This is a genomic window from Pseudomonas izuensis (assembly GCF_002356535.2).
GTDB lineage: Bacteria > Pseudomonadota > Gammaproteobacteria > Pseudomonadales > Pseudomonadaceae > Aquipseudomonas > Aquipseudomonas izuensis.
The window spans coordinates 4,601,430-4,615,387 of record NZ_AP017423.2 but is presented as its reverse complement, the minus strand read 5'-3'; the positions used below and the strand labels follow the sequence as shown (position 1 = coordinate 4,615,387).

At 58.2% G+C, this 13,958-nt stretch carries 15 protein-coding genes and 4 tRNA genes; 14 read left to right on the top strand and 5 right to left on the bottom strand.

The window, feature by feature from the left end; all coding sequences use genetic code 11:
- Positions 1-41: 41 nt before the first annotated feature.
- Entirely contained in the window at positions 42-551 is a 510-nt protein-coding gene (locus tag LAB08_RS20310) for a DUF1993 domain-containing protein (protein WP_096510021.1), read from the top strand.
- Between the two features lie 161 nt (positions 552-712).
- On the opposite strand, the gene sstT is transcribed toward LAB08_RS20310, so the two are convergent.
- On the bottom strand, positions 713-1,945 hold the full coding sequence (gene sstT, locus LAB08_RS20305; RefSeq protein ID WP_096510022.1) for a serine/threonine transporter SstT: 1,233 nt from the start codon (positions 1,943-1,945) through the stop codon (positions 713-715).
- A 406-nt stretch (positions 1,946-2,351) separates the two neighbouring features.
- Here sstT and LAB08_RS20300 point away from each other — a divergent pair, with 406 nt between their 5' ends.
- Positions 2,352-3,512 (top strand): MFS transporter, encoded by a 1,161-nt coding sequence (locus tag LAB08_RS20300; RefSeq protein WP_096510023.1) that lies wholly within the window; start codon positions 2,352-2,354, stop codon positions 3,510-3,512.
- Here the strand turns inward: LAB08_RS20300 and nhaR are convergent.
- Positions 3,499-4,398: a transcriptional activator NhaR gene (nhaR, locus tag LAB08_RS20295; RefSeq protein ID WP_096510024.1), complete on the bottom strand. Its 900-nt coding sequence runs from the start codon at positions 4,396-4,398 to the stop codon at positions 3,499-3,501. The two genes, LAB08_RS20300 and nhaR, sit on opposite strands and share 14 nt — an antisense overlap.
- A 134-nt stretch (positions 4,399-4,532) precedes the next feature.
- On the opposite strand from nhaR, the gene LAB08_RS20290 reads away from it, so the two are divergent.
- Together LAB08_RS20290 and LAB08_RS20285 are read left to right on the top strand one after the other, a co-directional pair.
- Positions 4,533-4,775 (top strand): hypothetical protein, encoded by a 243-nt coding sequence (locus LAB08_RS20290; protein WP_096510025.1) that lies wholly within the window; start codon positions 4,533-4,535, stop codon positions 4,773-4,775.
- Positions 4,776-4,804: 29 nt separating this feature from the next.
- Positions 4,805-5,554 carry a TerC family protein gene (locus LAB08_RS20285; protein ID WP_096510026.1) on the top strand — a complete coding sequence of 250 codons (750 nt, stop codon included), beginning with the start codon at positions 4,805-4,807 and terminating at the stop codon, positions 5,552-5,554.
- A 78-nt stretch (positions 5,555-5,632) separates the two neighbouring features.
- Here the strand turns inward: LAB08_RS20285 and LAB08_RS20280 are convergent, their stop codons facing one another.
- The gene (locus LAB08_RS20280) at positions 5,633-5,800 is read right to left on the bottom strand and encodes a hypothetical protein (protein ID WP_172901578.1); all 168 of its coding nucleotides are present in this window, start codon (positions 5,798-5,800) and stop codon (positions 5,633-5,635) included.
- A 167-nt stretch (positions 5,801-5,967) separates the two neighbouring features.
- On the opposite strand from LAB08_RS20280, the gene LAB08_RS20275 reads away from it, so the two are divergent.
- The 3 genes from LAB08_RS20275 to LAB08_RS20265 all read left to right on the top strand — a co-directional run bounded on the left by LAB08_RS20275 (position 5,968) and on the right by LAB08_RS20265 (position 7,226).
- Positions 5,968-6,696 (top strand): C39 family peptidase, encoded by a 729-nt coding sequence (locus LAB08_RS20275; RefSeq protein WP_096510027.1) that lies wholly within the window; start codon positions 5,968-5,970, stop codon positions 6,694-6,696.
- A 90-nt stretch (positions 6,697-6,786) separates the two neighbouring features.
- Positions 6,787-6,993 carry a DUF6021 family protein gene (locus LAB08_RS20270; RefSeq protein ID WP_096510028.1) on the top strand — a complete coding sequence of 69 codons (207 nt, stop codon included), beginning with the start codon at positions 6,787-6,789 and terminating at the stop codon, positions 6,991-6,993.
- A gap of 17 nt (positions 6,994-7,010) precedes the next feature.
- A complete protein-coding gene (locus LAB08_RS20265) occupies positions 7,011-7,226 on the top strand; it encodes a hypothetical protein (protein ID WP_096510029.1) in 216 nt (71 codons plus the stop codon).
- A 57-nt stretch (positions 7,227-7,283) separates the two neighbouring features.
- Here the strand turns inward: LAB08_RS20265 and pbpG are convergent, their stop codons facing one another.
- Together pbpG and folD are read right to left on the bottom strand one after the other, a co-directional pair.
- On the bottom strand, positions 7,284-8,222 hold the full coding sequence (gene pbpG / locus LAB08_RS20260; RefSeq protein ID WP_096510030.1) for a D-alanyl-D-alanine endopeptidase: 939 nt from the start codon (positions 8,220-8,222) through the stop codon (positions 7,284-7,286).
- 239 nt (positions 8,223-8,461) lie between these two features.
- A complete protein-coding gene (gene folD / locus LAB08_RS20255; protein WP_096510031.1) occupies positions 8,462-9,316 on the bottom strand; it encodes a bifunctional methylenetetrahydrofolate dehydrogenase/methenyltetrahydrofolate cyclohydrolase FolD in 855 nt (284 codons plus the stop codon).
- A 275-nt stretch (positions 9,317-9,591) separates the two neighbouring features.
- Here folD and LAB08_RS20250 point away from each other — a divergent pair.
- The 7 genes from LAB08_RS20250 to clpX all read left to right on the top strand — a co-directional run bounded on the left by LAB08_RS20250 (position 9,592) and on the right by clpX (position 13,907).
- Positions 9,592-9,668, top strand: a tRNA-Arg gene (locus LAB08_RS20250).
- Positions 9,669-9,700: 32 nt separating this feature from the next.
- Positions 9,701-9,776, top strand: a tRNA-His gene (locus LAB08_RS20245).
- A 57-nt stretch (positions 9,777-9,833) separates the two neighbouring features.
- Positions 9,834-9,918, top strand: a tRNA-Leu gene (locus tag LAB08_RS20240).
- Between the two features lie 77 nt (positions 9,919-9,995).
- Positions 9,996-10,071 (top strand) — tRNA-His (locus LAB08_RS20235).
- A gap of 401 nt (positions 10,072-10,472) precedes the next feature.
- Positions 10,473-11,783: a trigger factor gene (tig, locus tag LAB08_RS20230; RefSeq protein WP_096510032.1), complete on the top strand. Its 1,311-nt coding sequence runs from the start codon at positions 10,473-10,475 to the stop codon at positions 11,781-11,783.
- A 92-nt stretch (positions 11,784-11,875) separates the two neighbouring features.
- Positions 11,876-12,511, top strand: a complete 636-nt coding sequence (clpP, locus tag LAB08_RS20225) for an ATP-dependent Clp endopeptidase proteolytic subunit ClpP (protein ID WP_008034105.1) — start codon at positions 11,876-11,878, stop codon at positions 12,509-12,511.
- A 112-nt stretch (positions 12,512-12,623) separates the two neighbouring features.
- Positions 12,624-13,907 (top strand): ATP-dependent Clp protease ATP-binding subunit ClpX, encoded by a 1,284-nt coding sequence (gene clpX, locus LAB08_RS20220; RefSeq protein WP_096510033.1) that lies wholly within the window; start codon positions 12,624-12,626, stop codon positions 13,905-13,907.
- Positions 13,908-13,958 lie beyond the last annotated feature (51 nt).

The following is a 13,958-nucleotide window of genomic DNA, read 5'->3' as shown; positions in this document are numbered from 1 at the left end:
AGGTGGCTGATGTTTCCCTCCGTCACTCCATGAGACCTGCCATGACCATTTCCCTGTATGACGCTTCTGTCCCAGTTTTCAAACAGATGCTCAACGCCCTGAGCGATGTACTGAACAAGGCCGAAGCCCACGCCACCGCCAAGAACATCGACCCGAACGCCTTCCTGCAAGCCCGCCTGTACCCGGACATGTTCCCGCTGGTGCGTCAGGTGCAGATCGCCGTTGATTTCGCCAAAGGCGTGTCCGCGCGTCTGGCTGAAGTCGAGTTGCCGAAGTACGACGACACCGAAACCACCTTCGCCGAACTGCAAGCATTGATCGCCAAGGTGCTGGCGTTCATTGGTGAGATCAAACCGGAGCAGATCAACGGCAAGGAAGGCATCGAAATCGTGACCCGTCCGGGCACGCCGAAAGAGAAGCGCTTTTCCGGCCAGGCTTACCTGCTGACCTACGGCTTGCCGCAGTTCTTCTTCCACGTCACCACCACCTATGCGTTGCTGCGTCATAACGGTGTGGAAGTGGGCAAGCGCGACTACATGGGCGCGTTCTAACCCACCCGGATACAAAAAAGCCCGCCGAGGTGCAAAACCTGGCGGGCTTTTTCATTCTTTCTGTGGGAGCGAGCCTGCTCGCGAAAGCGGCGTGTCAGTCGATATATTGGTGTCTGGCCTATCGCCTTCGCGAGCAGGCTCGCTCCCACAGGGGGCTTGGTTTAGGCCAGACGTTTCGCGTTCTGTTCTTCACCCAGGCAAGCCGCTGCCGTGAACAATACGTCAGTGGACGAATTCAACGCCGTCTCCGCCGAATCCTGCAGCACACCAATAATGAAGCCGACCGCCACCACCTGCATGGCGATTTCGCTGGGGATGCCGAACAGGCTGCACGCCAGCGGGATCAGCAGCAGCGAACCACCGGCCACACCCGAGGCACCACAGGCACAAATGGCTGCGACGACGCTCAGCAGAATGGCCGTGGGAATGTCCACGGCAATGCCCAGGGTGTGCACCGCCGCCAACGTCAGCACGGTGATAGTGATTGCCGCACCGGCCATGTTGATGGTGGCGCCGAGCGGAATCGACACCGAGTAAGTGTCTTCGTGCAGGCCCAGGCGCTTGCTCAGTTCAAGGTTGACCGGAATGTTCGCCGCCGAACTGCGGGTGAAGAACGCGGTGATGCCGCTTTCGCGCAGGCACATCAGCACCAGTGGATACGGGTTGCGGCGCAGCTTCCAGAACACGATGACCGGGTTCATCACCAAGGCCACGAACAGCATGCAGCCCAGCAATACGGCCAGCAGATGCGCGTAGCCGATCAGGGCGCCGAAACCGGACGTGGCCAGGGTCGAGGCCACGAGGCCAAAAATCCCCAGCGGCGCAAAGCAAATGACCAGGCGCACGATCACCGTCACACCGTTGGAGAGGTCGCCCAGCACCTCGCGCGTGGTATCACCAGCATGGCGAATGGCAACGCCCATGCCGATGGCCCAGGCCAGAATGCCGATGAAATTGGCGTTCATCAGCGCACTGACCGGGTTGTCGACCACGCTGAGCAGCAGGCTTTGCAGCACTTCGCCGATGCCGCCCGGTGCGGTGACGGCGATGTCGTGGGTGGACAGGGCAAGACTCGACGGGAACATCATGCTGGCAACCACCGCGACCACGGCGGCCGCGAACGTGCCCAGCAGATACAGGAACAGGATCGGCCGGATGTGGGTTTGCTGACCGTGCTTGTGGTTGGCGATCGAGGCCATGACCAGGACGAACACCAGAATCGGCGCGACGGCTTTCAGCGCGGACACGAAGACTTTGCCGATGAAGGCGGTGGACTTTGCCGCTTCAGGCGCGATCAGGGCCAGGGCAATCCCGGCGATCAGGCCGATGATGATCTGCGTGACCAGGCTGGTGCGTTTCAGGCGTTGCAATAGAGAAGGGGATGAAGCGGTCATAAAACGGCATCTCGGATTTTTTATAAATGCATGGTTTCGCAAGTCTGCAGCAAGAAGCAGGGCCGTCCGCAGGTAGGAAACCGAAAGGGAGAACACGGGGCTATTGCCAGCGCTAATTCCTGTGGCGAGGGCGCTTGCTCCCGCTGGGCAGCGAAGCGGCCCCAACAAATGGGCCTGCTGTGCAGGCCAGCGGGAGCAAGCTCCCTCGCCACAAGGGCGCGGACTTTATCACAGCGTCGTATCGTTCCTTGAGCCTGTGACGATCTGCCACCCAAGTGCCCGGCGTGATTTGCAGCTTCGTGCAACCCTGGTCGCGAACACTCTGTTAAGCTTCGCCATCCTCATTTTCATGTCTGCCAGTGAGCCTTCGGGCTATCGCTGGTGTTGTCGTTTTCTGGAGTTCTGCATGCTGTTGCCCATTCTTCTGTTGTCAGCCGCCGGTTTTACGGTGCTGACCACGGAATTCATCATTGTCGGTCTGTTGCCAGCCATTGCCCGTGACCTGGACGTCAGCATCCCGCAAGCGGGTTTGCTGGTGACCCTGTTCGCTTTTACAGTCGCTGCGTTCGGGCCATTCCTCACCGCGTATTTCGCCCGCTTCGAGCGCCGCAAGCTGTTCATCTCGGTGTTGATCATGTTCGGCCTGGCCAACACCCTCGCGGCGCTGGCGCCGAACATTTGGGTGATGGCCTTTGCCCGGTTGATTCCGGCATTGGGCTTGCCGGTGTTCTGGGCGCTGGCCAGTGAAACGGCGGTGGACATCGTCGGACCGGACTACGCCGGGCGCGCCATTGCCAAGATCGGCTTCGGTATCGTCTGTGCCACGGTGTTCGGCATTCCGGTGGGCACCTTGATTTCCGATGCGTTCGGCTGGCGCAGCGCCTTTGCCATTCTGGCGTTCATCGCCTTTGCCAAGGCGCTGCTGCTGTTTATTTACCTGCCGAAAACCAACCTGCACCAGCATCAGGTCAGCTTCCGCTCGCAGTTCAAGATCCTGCGCAGCCCGTTGATGGTGGGGCATGTATTGCTGTCGATCGTGGTGTTCAGCGGCATGTTCACTGCCTACACCTACCTGGCGGACATCCTGGAGCGCCTGGCGGGCTTCAACGGCACAGTAGTTGGCTGGTGCCTGATGGGGTTCGGCGCGGTCGGGCTGATCGGCAATTCGCTGGGCGGGCGCGCGGTGGATCGTCATCCGCTGGTGGCCTCGATGATGTTCTGTGCGTTCATGATTGCCGGCCTGGTGACGCTGGTGCCGAACATTCATTCGCCCTTCGGCCTGGCGGCGGCGATGGGCATCTGGGGGGTGACGCAAGCGGCGTTGTTCCTGGTCAGTCATGTGCGCCTGATGAAGGCCGCGCCCGAAGCTCCGGCGTTCGCCGCGTCGCTGAACATCGCCGGGGCCAATCTCGGGATCGGCCTGGGTGCCATGATCGGCGGTCGGGTGATCGACAGCGTCGGCCTGCAAGGCCTGGGGTTTGCCGCCGCCGGGTTTATCCTCGCGTCGATTCTGTTGGCCATCGCGTTGATGACCTTCAAGCCCCGCGAAGTCGTCACAGCGCTGTAAACAGCTCGCGTCGGGCACCTTCGGTAATGGCGACAATACCGGGGTGCTTGACCTTGCGTTCCACCGAAATGGCGTAGAACGACTCGCGCACCGCGTCGGTCTGGCCGATCACCTCCACGCCATATTGGCGCTTCACTTCATCGGCAATCACGCTCGGGCCGATGAAAATCCCGCTGCCGGATTGGCCGAAGGCCTGCATCAAGGCGCTGTCGTCGAACTCGCCGACAATCTGCGGCTGGACCTGCTGTTCGGCGAACCAGCGTTGCAAGCGGCTGCGCACCACGGTTTCGGGTCCGGGAATCAGCAGCGGCGCGCCGTGCAAACTGCGAGGAAAGTCCTGGCCGTAGCGCGCTGCCAATTCGGTAGTGGCGAAAAAGCTGATCCCGCATTCACCGAGTTTCTGGCTGTAGCCCTTGATGTCCAGGTGCGAGGGCATCGGGCTGTCGGAGATCACCAGGTCCAGGCGCTGGATCGCCAGGTCGGCCAACAATCGCTCGAGTTTGTCCTCGCGACAGCTGATGCGCAGCGGCTCGCTCAATTCCATGATTGGCGCGATCAGGCGATAGACGATGGATTTGGGCACCACATCGGCGACGCCTACCCGAAACAGAATCTGCTGTTCATGGGGTTGCGCCCGCAACATCAACTCCAGTTCGCCACCCAGCTGAAACATTTGTTCGGCGTAGGGCAGGGTCTGGCGCCCGGCTTCGGTGAGTTCAAGTTGCCGGCCTACCCGGCGAAACAGTTCGATGCCGTAGGTGTGTTCGAGCAGCGATATCTGCCCGCTGATGGTCTGGGGCGTCAGGTTCAGCTGCTCGCAGGCGCGCACGATGCTGCCGGTCTTGGCCACCACCCAGAAGTAATGCAATTGCCGATAGTTGAGCATGGTGATCTACAGTTCGTAAAAACCGAAGTATAGCCGCTGAAAATACGAATTTTCCTGAAGTGTTCAGGCCCCTAGAATGCGTCGCTATCAACGGGCCATCGTTACGGTCTGTTTGTTCTATCGAGGAAAACATCATGAAGCTTAAATCCACGGCCCTGCTGATTGCGTCCTTACTGGTTCTGGCCGGATGTGACCAGGCCGAAAAAAGCGCTCAGCAACTGATGGGCAAGGCTGCCGAAACTGCCAAACAGGCCATCGACGATACCCACAAAGCCGCCGAGCAAGCGCTCAGTGATGCGGCCGGTGGGTTGATCGGCAAAAAAGAATCATCGGAAAAAGACGCGGAAAAAACCGAATCTTCGTCCCAGGAAATCTAAACCGTCTTACAGCGAGTCAGGACTGACCCATGGAATACCTTTTACAGCTAGCCGCCAGCCCCGCAGCCTGGGTTGCCCTGGCCACCCTGGTGGTGATGGAAATCGTGCTCGGCATCGATAACCTGATCTTTATCTCGATCCTGACCAACAAGTTGCCCGAGCAGCACCGGCAGAAGGCACGACGCATTGGTATCGGCATGGCGCTGATCCTGCGCCTGGGCCTGTTGAGCACCATCGCGTTCATCGTCCAGTTGACCGAGCCTGTGATTGACATCTTCGGCCAGGCGTTCTCCTGGAAAGACATGATCCTGATTGCCGGCGGTCTGTTCCTGTTGTGGAAAGCCACCACCGAGATTCATCACAGCATGGACCCGGCGCCGGAAGATCCGAAGTCCGCGACCTCGACCGTGACCCTGGGCTTTGCCGCCGCGATCGGCCAGATCCTGATGCTGGACATGGTGTTCTCCATCGACAGCATCATTACCGCTGTCGGCATGACCGAGCATTTGCCGATCATGATCATCGCAGTGGTGGTATCGGTACTGGTGATGTTGCTGGCCGCTGACCCGCTGGCCAAATTCATCAATGACAACCCGACGGTGGTGATGCTGGCCCTGGGCTTCCTGATCATGATTGGCATGACGCTGATCGCCGAAGGCTTCGGCGCCCACGTACCGAAAGGCTACGTCTATGCGGCGATGGCGTTCTCGGCTGCGATCGAGGTGTTGAACATGATGTCCCGGCGGGCGAAGCAGAAGCGCGTAACCGCTGAAGCCTGACCGGCGCTGAATGAAACGGCCGCCTGAACTCGCAAGAGTCCAGGCGGCCGATTTTTTTGTGCGGTGGAAAAATGCCAATCAGTGGGCGGAGGCGTGATGCACGGCGGTTTTATCGGTTTTCGTCAAAGGTGCCGGCTGGGCAGGGTGATGATGGCGGCGGGTAATGCGCAGTACCCCCCATAACATGGCGGCGGCAACTGCCAGCCAGCTGCAAATCAACATCACGATTGTCATTGTCAGGCTCATCGGTGCCTCCTCTTTGCCCTGCAGCGGGCACACACGCTTTGCAAGTGACAGTCTAGTCGCTGGCATGTTGCACGCTATTGACTGAAGGTCGACAGCGACCAACCAGTTCGCTCTATCCAACGCAATCAACTACCGGTTAAGGCTATACCGCGGTCGCGCGGCGTCCTATGATCGACAGCCAAGCCGGGAAGCAGATTGCCCGGCGTCTGAACAAGAGAGTGATGATGGTGCGGGTAATTCCTCGAATTCTATCGGCGGCGGTGATCGTGGGTTGCGTCGCTGGCCTGGCCGGTTGCGCCGGCAGCGTTGCACCGCAGATCAAGCGTCTGCCGGAACGTGTCGAACTCAGCGGCCGGTTCTACCGCGGCGTGGCCAATCAGAGCGGGCCGCAAGTGCTGGCGAGCATGCTGGACCAGCAAGGCATCGTGATAACCCCGGGCTTGCTGGATAAGCCGTTGCATTTGCCGGGCGCCGAAGCCCAGCTGCAACAAAACATGCAGAACCTGGCCCGTGAGTACGGGATGATGGTTTATCCCCTGGACAGCAACTTGCCAGCCTTGTTGACCCAGGTGGCGGCCGGTTACCCGGTGATGGTGCGCTTTACCGAGGGCTCCGTGCTCTGGGCCGAGCCACGGTATGCGATTCTGTCCGGGTATAATCGTCAGAAGCAGACCGTGTTGTTGCGTGCGGGGATGGATCAGCGATTGCTGATGAGCTTTGGCTCGTTCGAATCGGCTTTCAAGGACGCCGGTGGATGGGCGGTGCTGATTCAGGCGCCGACACAGATTCCGGCCGAAGTCGATCAGCAGCGCTGGCTCAAGGCGGCCAATGATCTCGCCCAGGCCGGCCAGGAACAGGCGGCGGCGAAGGCCAAGGGCGCTTTGAAGGCGCAGTAAGCCCGTTCGTCATCTGCCGGGCACATCGGTACGCTGGTGGTATCTGATATTCAAGGCCCGGATGTTTCGGGCCGCGATCAGGAGGCGTCCATGGCACATTCCGATACCCCTTCCGGCCCGCACTCGTCCGAACATTCGTCCGGCGACGAGTTGGGCTTCGATCCCGACTCCCCGGATCTCGCCGACCCTCAGGTCGATCCTGTCGGGCCGGCCAAGGCGCCCAGGGATGTGAAACCGGGTGACAATCCCAAGGCCCCGGCAAAGCCCTATGATCCACTCGGCGATCTGAAACCCTAGGTCTCATGGAGGTGCGTATGTCTACCGATTCGAGCTTCAACGACAAACGTCCGGAAAACGTTCCGACCACCCCTGAAGAAAGTGTCGATCCGGTGATGGATCCGGACAGCCCGTTGCGAGATCCGCTGGCCCGTCCGACGGTGGTGCCGGGCGAACATCCGCAGGGATGGAGGGATCCCAGCAAGGGCGATGGCATCCCTGACGACGATCAAATGCCGCTGCCCAACGACTGATCGTCGACGAAAAAAAGCCCCGAATGTTCGGGGCTTTTTCATGTGGTCGCAGCCAGATTACTTCGACGCTTCAACCACGCCGCTCTGGCGGTGCTTGAGGTTCTTGTCCGATTTGTATTGCAAGGCCGCGGACGCTACGTCGGCACTTCTGCCGGTTTCGACCCAATTGCGGATGCGCGTGGCATCGGCAAAATGGGTGAATTTGCCGTAAGCGTCAAGGAGCACCAGGGCAACCGGGCGGTCACCCATCCGGGTCACCAGCACCAGGCAGTGACCGGCTTCGTTGGTGAAACCGGTTTTCGTCAGTTGGATGTCCCAGTCTGCCTTACGGACCAAATGGTCGGTGTTGCGAAAGCCCAGGCTGTAGTTGGGCTTGCGGAACGACACGGTTTTTTCCTTGGTGGTGCTCAACTCCGTCAGCAGCGGGTACTTGTGCGCGGCGATCAACAATTTACTCAGGTCGCGGGCAGTGGACACGTTGTGCGGCGAGAGGCCGGTCGGCTCGACGAAGTGGGTGTTGGTCATGCCCAGCGCCTTGGCCTTGGCATTCATCGCGGCGATGAACGCGGCATAACCGCCCGGGTAGTGGTGGGCCAGACTCGCGGCAGCGCGGTTTTCGGAAGACATCAGTGCGATCAGCAGCATTTCCCGGCGCGGCATTTCGCTGTTGAGTTTGACCCGGGAAAACACACCCTTCATTTCCGGGGTGTCACTGATGTTGATGTTGATGTACTCGTCCATGTTCTGTCTGGCCTCAACCACCACGAGGCCAGTCATCAGCTTGCTGACGGAAGCGATGGGTACAACCACGTCAGGGTTGCTGGCGTAGATGACTTTGTTGGTCTGCAGATCCAGCAGCAATGCACTGCCGGAAGCGATCTTGAGATGCGAGGTGTCTCGAGGCGCCGCGGTGGTTTCGCCGGCGCTGGCAATTGGCGTGATGAAAGTCCCTGTAACTGCAAAAAATAGGCTCAGGATAGAAAGACGGATTTTCACGCTGGCAGACTCATAAAGTGTTGATACGCCGTATATGTAACGGGCTATTTCTTAAAAGGCGCGACATTCTGGAGTATGGCTGAATAACTGTCGATGGTTGTTCGAGGGTGGCGTTAAAGTCCTTGGAAACATGAAAAAAAAGTCATTTTCCGGCGGATGGTCGATCCTGTTTCGCGGGCAAAAAAGAACCCCGCCATGGGCGGGGTTCCTTGAGTCGCTGGCTACCTCGGCAGTGAGGTTCAGCCGTGCAGGGTTTCCGCTGCATACAACGTGTTTTCCAGCAGGCAGGCACGGGTCATCGGACCGACGCCGCCCGGTACCGGCGTGATCCAGCCGGCGCGGGGCAGGGCGGTTTCGTAGATCACGTCGCCGACCAGTTTGCCGTCTTCCTGACGGTTGATGCCAACGTCGATCACGATCGCGCCTTCCTTGATCCATTCACCCTTGACCAGGCCAGGCTTGCCGGCGGCCACCACGACCAGGTCGGCACGGCCGACGTGGCCGGCCAGGTCCTTGGTGAAGCGGTGGGTGACGGTCACGGTGCAACCGGCCAGCAACAGTTCCATCGCCATCGGACGGCCCACGATGTTGGAGGCACCGACCACCACGGCGTTCATCCCGTACAGATCGGCGCCGGTGCTTTCCAGCAGGGTCATGATGCCTTTAGGAGTGCACGGACGCAGCAGCGGAATGCGCTGGGCCAGGCGACCGACGTTGTAAGGATGGAAGCCGTCGACGTCCTTGTCCGGGCGAATGCGCTCCAGCAATCTGGACGCGTCCAGGTGTTCGGGAAGAGGAAGCTGCAACAGGACGCCGTCAATCGCCGGATCGTCATTGAGGCGATCGATCAGATCGGTCAGCGCTTCTTGAGTGGTGTCGGAAGGCAGGTCATAAGCTTGGGAAAGGAAGCCGACCTCTTCACAGTCTTTACGCTTGTGCGAGACATAAACCTGAGAGGCAGGATCGCTGCCGACCAGGATCACCGCGAGACCCGGTGTGCGCAAGCCTTGCTGGCGACGCTCGGTGACGCGTTGGGCGATCTGCTGGCGCAGGCTGGCGGCGATCGATTTGCCGTCGATTAGTTGTGCAGTCATTGCGCGTGATTAACCATCGAGAGGGGAAAAAAAGAGAGCGCATTCTCGCATGTCGTGCGGTGAGGGCAAAGGCGCTTGGTCTGCAAATTCCCCTAACTCCTTTAATTAAATGAATTTTTTTTAAAAAGGATTTGACGACCTTCGGGGGGCTCTATACTATTCGTCGCACTTGTCGGGCACAGCCTAGCACTGGTTAAGAAGGTCAAGCGGAATCAAGGTTCTGCAAGACTGGAAAGCATTTAGTTTGTAGTCCTTCAAGGGTACAGATTAATAAGGCGCCCGTAGCTCAGCTGGATAGAGCATCCGCCTTCTAAGCGGATGGTCGCAGGTTCGAGTCCTGCCGGGTGCGCCATTAGGCAGCTTTGGCACAAGTAGCGCAATATGGTGGGCGTAGCTCAGTTGGTAGAGCACGGGATTGTGACTCCCGTTGTCGTGGGTTCGATCCCCATCGTCCACCCCATATTTCGAAAAGGCGCCAGATTAACAGTCTGGCGCCTTTGCTTTAAAGGCTTCATCCGCGGATGTGGTGGAATTGGTAGACACACTGGATTTAGGTTCCAGCGCCGCGAGGCGTAAGAGTTCGAGTCTCTTCATCCGCACCAAATAAAGCGTCATCCATGCCGATTGGCCTGGCTGGGGCTCACAAAGAAGTTGTTTGGCTTCTTTGGCACGCAATATGGTGGGCGTAGCTCAGTTGGTAGAGCACGGGATTGTGACTCCCGTTGTCGTGGGTTCGATCCCCATCGTCCACCCCATATTTCGAAAGGCGCCAGATTTAATAGTCTGGCGCCTTTTTTGTTTCAGTGGTTTGAGTATTCGGCGGCTGCGGTACCGGGCTGCAGGGGCAGGGCGTTTCGTCGTATTTATGTTTCTCGATGATGCTGCGCTGCCCGCCGGCCTTGCTCGCAAGATCGGTTGCCAGGGAGATGATTGGCAACCTCTTCTATATATAGAAGGGTTGGCGCAGAGCCTTGGCGTGATTGGCTGTATTTGCCACCGGGGCGAGGTGCATCCGTGCATTCGCACCTATAAATTGCCTGCTGCGTTTTTACCCGTTTTCAGTAGGGTGACTTCTTGAGTTTGACCCACTAGAATGCATGCCCTTGATTCTGGGGTCGGAAACGGCCGGCCAACGTCTGTGCAACGAGGAATATCCATGCAAGTTTCTGTTGAAAATACTTCTGCTCTTGAGCGCCGCATGAGCATCACCGTGCCGGCTGAGCGCATCGAGACTCAGGTCAACAAGCGTCTGCAGCAGACTGCCCAAAAGGCCAAGATCGCAGGCTTCCGTCCAGGCAAAGTGCCAATGAGCGAAATCAAGCGTCGTTTCGGCGCTGAAGCTCGCCAGGAAGCGGTAGGCGACGTGATCCAGTCTTCCTTCTACGAAGCTGTGGTTGAGCAGAAGCTGAACCCGGCTGGTTCGCCTTCGATCGAGCCTAAATCCCTGGAAGCTGGCAAGGACCTGGAATACGTCGCTGTTTTCGAAGTATTCCCTGAGTTCACCGTTGCCGGTTTCGAAGGTATCACCGTCGAGCGCCTGAGCGCTGACGTGGCTGATGCCGATCTGGACAAGATGCTGGACATCCTGCGCAAGCAGAACACCCGTTTCGAAGTGGCCGAGCGTGCCGCTCAGAACGAAGACCAACTGAACATCGATTTCGTCGGCAAGGTCGACGGTGAAGTGTTCGCTGGCGGTTCCGCCAAGGGTACTCAGCTGGTTCTGGGTTCCGGCCGCATGATCCCTGGCTTCGAAGACGGTCTGGTCGGCGCCAAGGCCGGCGAAGAGCGCGTTCTGAACCTGACCTTCCCTGAGGACTATCAGAACCTGGACCTGGCTGGCAAAACCGCTGAGTTCACTGTCACTGTAAACACCGTTTCCGAGCCAAAACTGCCAGAACTGACCGAAGAGTTCTTCGCTCAATTCGGCATCAAGGAAACCGGTCTGGAAGGCTTCCGCACCGAAGTTCGCAAGAACATGGAGCGCGAACTGCGCCAGGCGATCAAATCCAAGGTCAAGAATCAGGTAATGGACGGTCTGCTGGCCACCAACCCGATCGAAGTGCCGAAGGCTCTGCTGTCCAACGAAGTTGACCGTCTGCGCGTGCAGGCTGTTCAGCAGTTCGGTGGCAACATCAAGCCTGATCAACTGCCGGCCGAGCTGTTCGAAGAGCAAGCCAAGCGCCGTGTTGTCCTGGGTCTGATCGTGGCTGAAGTGGTCAAGCAATTCGACCTCAAGCCTGACGAAACCCGCGTTCGCGAAATGATTCAGGAAATGGCTTCGGCTTACCAAGAGCCTGAGCAGGTCGTGTCCTGGTACTACAAGAACGACCAGCAACTGAACGAAGTCCGTTCGGTTGTGCTGGAAGAGCAAGTTGTGGATACTGTTCTGCAGAAAGCTAGCGTGACCGACAAATCGGTCTCTTACGAAGAAGCAGTCAAGCCGGTAGAAGCTCCAAAAGCCGACTAAATTGTTTTTGCGTTAGAAGTACACACCATAAGCCAGCCTTCGAGCTGGCTTATGCGTATTCAAGACATAACTTTTGGGAGTGACTGCAGAGCATGTTCCGTAATTCGTATATTCAGCAGAACTCTGATATCCAGGCCGCAGGCGGCCTGGTCCCGATGGTTGTCGAGCAGTCCGCTCGTGGCGAACGCGCCTACGATATTTACTCGCGCCTGCTCAAGGAGCGTGTGATCTTTCTGGTTGGTCCGGTAGAGGACTACATGGCCAACCTGATTTGTGCGCAACTGCTGTTCCTTGAAGCGGAAAACCCGGACAAGGACATCCATCTCTATATCAACTCCCCGGGCGGTTCGGTGACGGCGGGCATGTCGATCTACGACACCATGCAGTTCATCAAGCCAAACGTGTCGACCACCTGTATCGGCCAGGCGTGCAGCATGGGCGCGTTCCTGCTGACGGCCGGTGCCCCTGGCAAGCGTTACTGCTTGCCGAACTCGCGTGTGATGATTCACCAGCCACTGGGCGGTTTCCAGGGCCAGGCGTCGGATATTGAAATCCATGCCAAGGAAATCCTCTTCATACGTGAGCGTCTCAACACGCTGATGGCCAAGCACAGCGGGCGCACGCTTGAAGAAATCGAGCGCGATACCAACCGCGATAACTTCATGAGTGCAGAAGCCGCGCGTGAGTATGGGTTGATCGATGAAGTCATCACCCAGCGCCCCGCTTAAAATAAGCAGCTCAAAATAGGCTTGGTCGGCTGGTCTGATCACCGGCGGGCTTGAAAAAGCCCGCAATAGCCTTCATCTTGTGTTGCAAGCCTATCGGATTTGGATCGAACGAATGACTGACACCCGCAACGGCGAGGACAACGGCAAGCTGCTCTATTGCTCCTTCTGTGGCAAAAGCCAGCATGAAGTGCGCAAATTGATTGCCGGCCCCTCGGTCTTTATCTGCGACGAGTGCGTTGACCTGTGCAATGACATCATCCGTGAGGAGGTGCAGGAAGCCCAGGCCGAAAGCAGCGCGCATAAATTGCCTTCGCCTAAAGAAATCAGCGGCATCCTTGATCAATACGTGATTGGTCAGGAGCGTGCGAAAAAGGTTCTGGCCGTAGCGGTGTACAACCACTACAAGCGCCTGAACCAGCGTGACAAAAAGAATGACGACGTCGAACTCGGCAAGAGCAACATCTTGCTGATCGGCCCGACAGGCTCGGGTAAAACCCTGCTTGCCGAAACACTGGCCCGCTTGCTGAACGTTCCGTTCACCATCGCCGACGCAACCACCCTCACCGAGGCGGGTTACGTGGGTGAAGATGTCGAGAACATCATTCAGAAGCTGCTGCAGAAGTGCGATTACGACGTGGAAAAGGCCCAGATGGGCATTGTCTACATCGATGAGATCGACAAGATCTCGCGCAAGTCTGACAACCCGTCGATCACCCGGGACGTTTCCGGTGAGGGCGTGCAGCAGGCCCTGCTCAAGTTGATCGAAGGCACGGTCGCTTCCGTTCCGCCTCAAGGTGGTCGCAAGCATCCGCAGCAGGAATTCCTGCAGGTCGACACCCGTAACATCCTGTTCATCTGTGGTGGTGCGTTCTCCGGTCTGGAAAAAGTCATTCAGAACCGTTCCACCAAAGGTGGCATTGGTTTCAACGCGGAAGTGCGCAGCAAGGAAGAAGGCAAGAAAGTCGGTGAATCCCTGCGTGAAGTCGAGCCTGATGATCTGGTCAAGTTCGGTTTGATCCCGGAGTTCGTCGGTCGCCTGCCAGTCCTTGCAACGCTGGACGAGCTGGATGAGGCTGCTTTGATGCAGATTCTCACCGAGCCGAAAAATGCGCTGACCAAGCAGTATGCCAAGTTGTTCGAGATGGAAGGCGTGGACCTGGAATTCCGGGCTGACGCGCTGAAGTCGGTTGCCAAGCGCGCGCTGGAACGTAAAACCGGTGCTCGCGGACTGCGTTCGATTCTCGAAGGTGTGTTGCTCGACACTATGTACGAAATTCCCTCGCAGTCCGAGGTGAGTAAAGTAGTGATCGACGAAAGCGTTATTGAAGGCAAGTCCAAGCCATTGTTTATCTATGAGAACAATGAGCCTGCTGCCAAGGCCGCGCCAGACGCCTAAGCGTCACGCAGTCGGTACAAAGAAGGGGCCTTCGGGCCCCTTTACTATTGG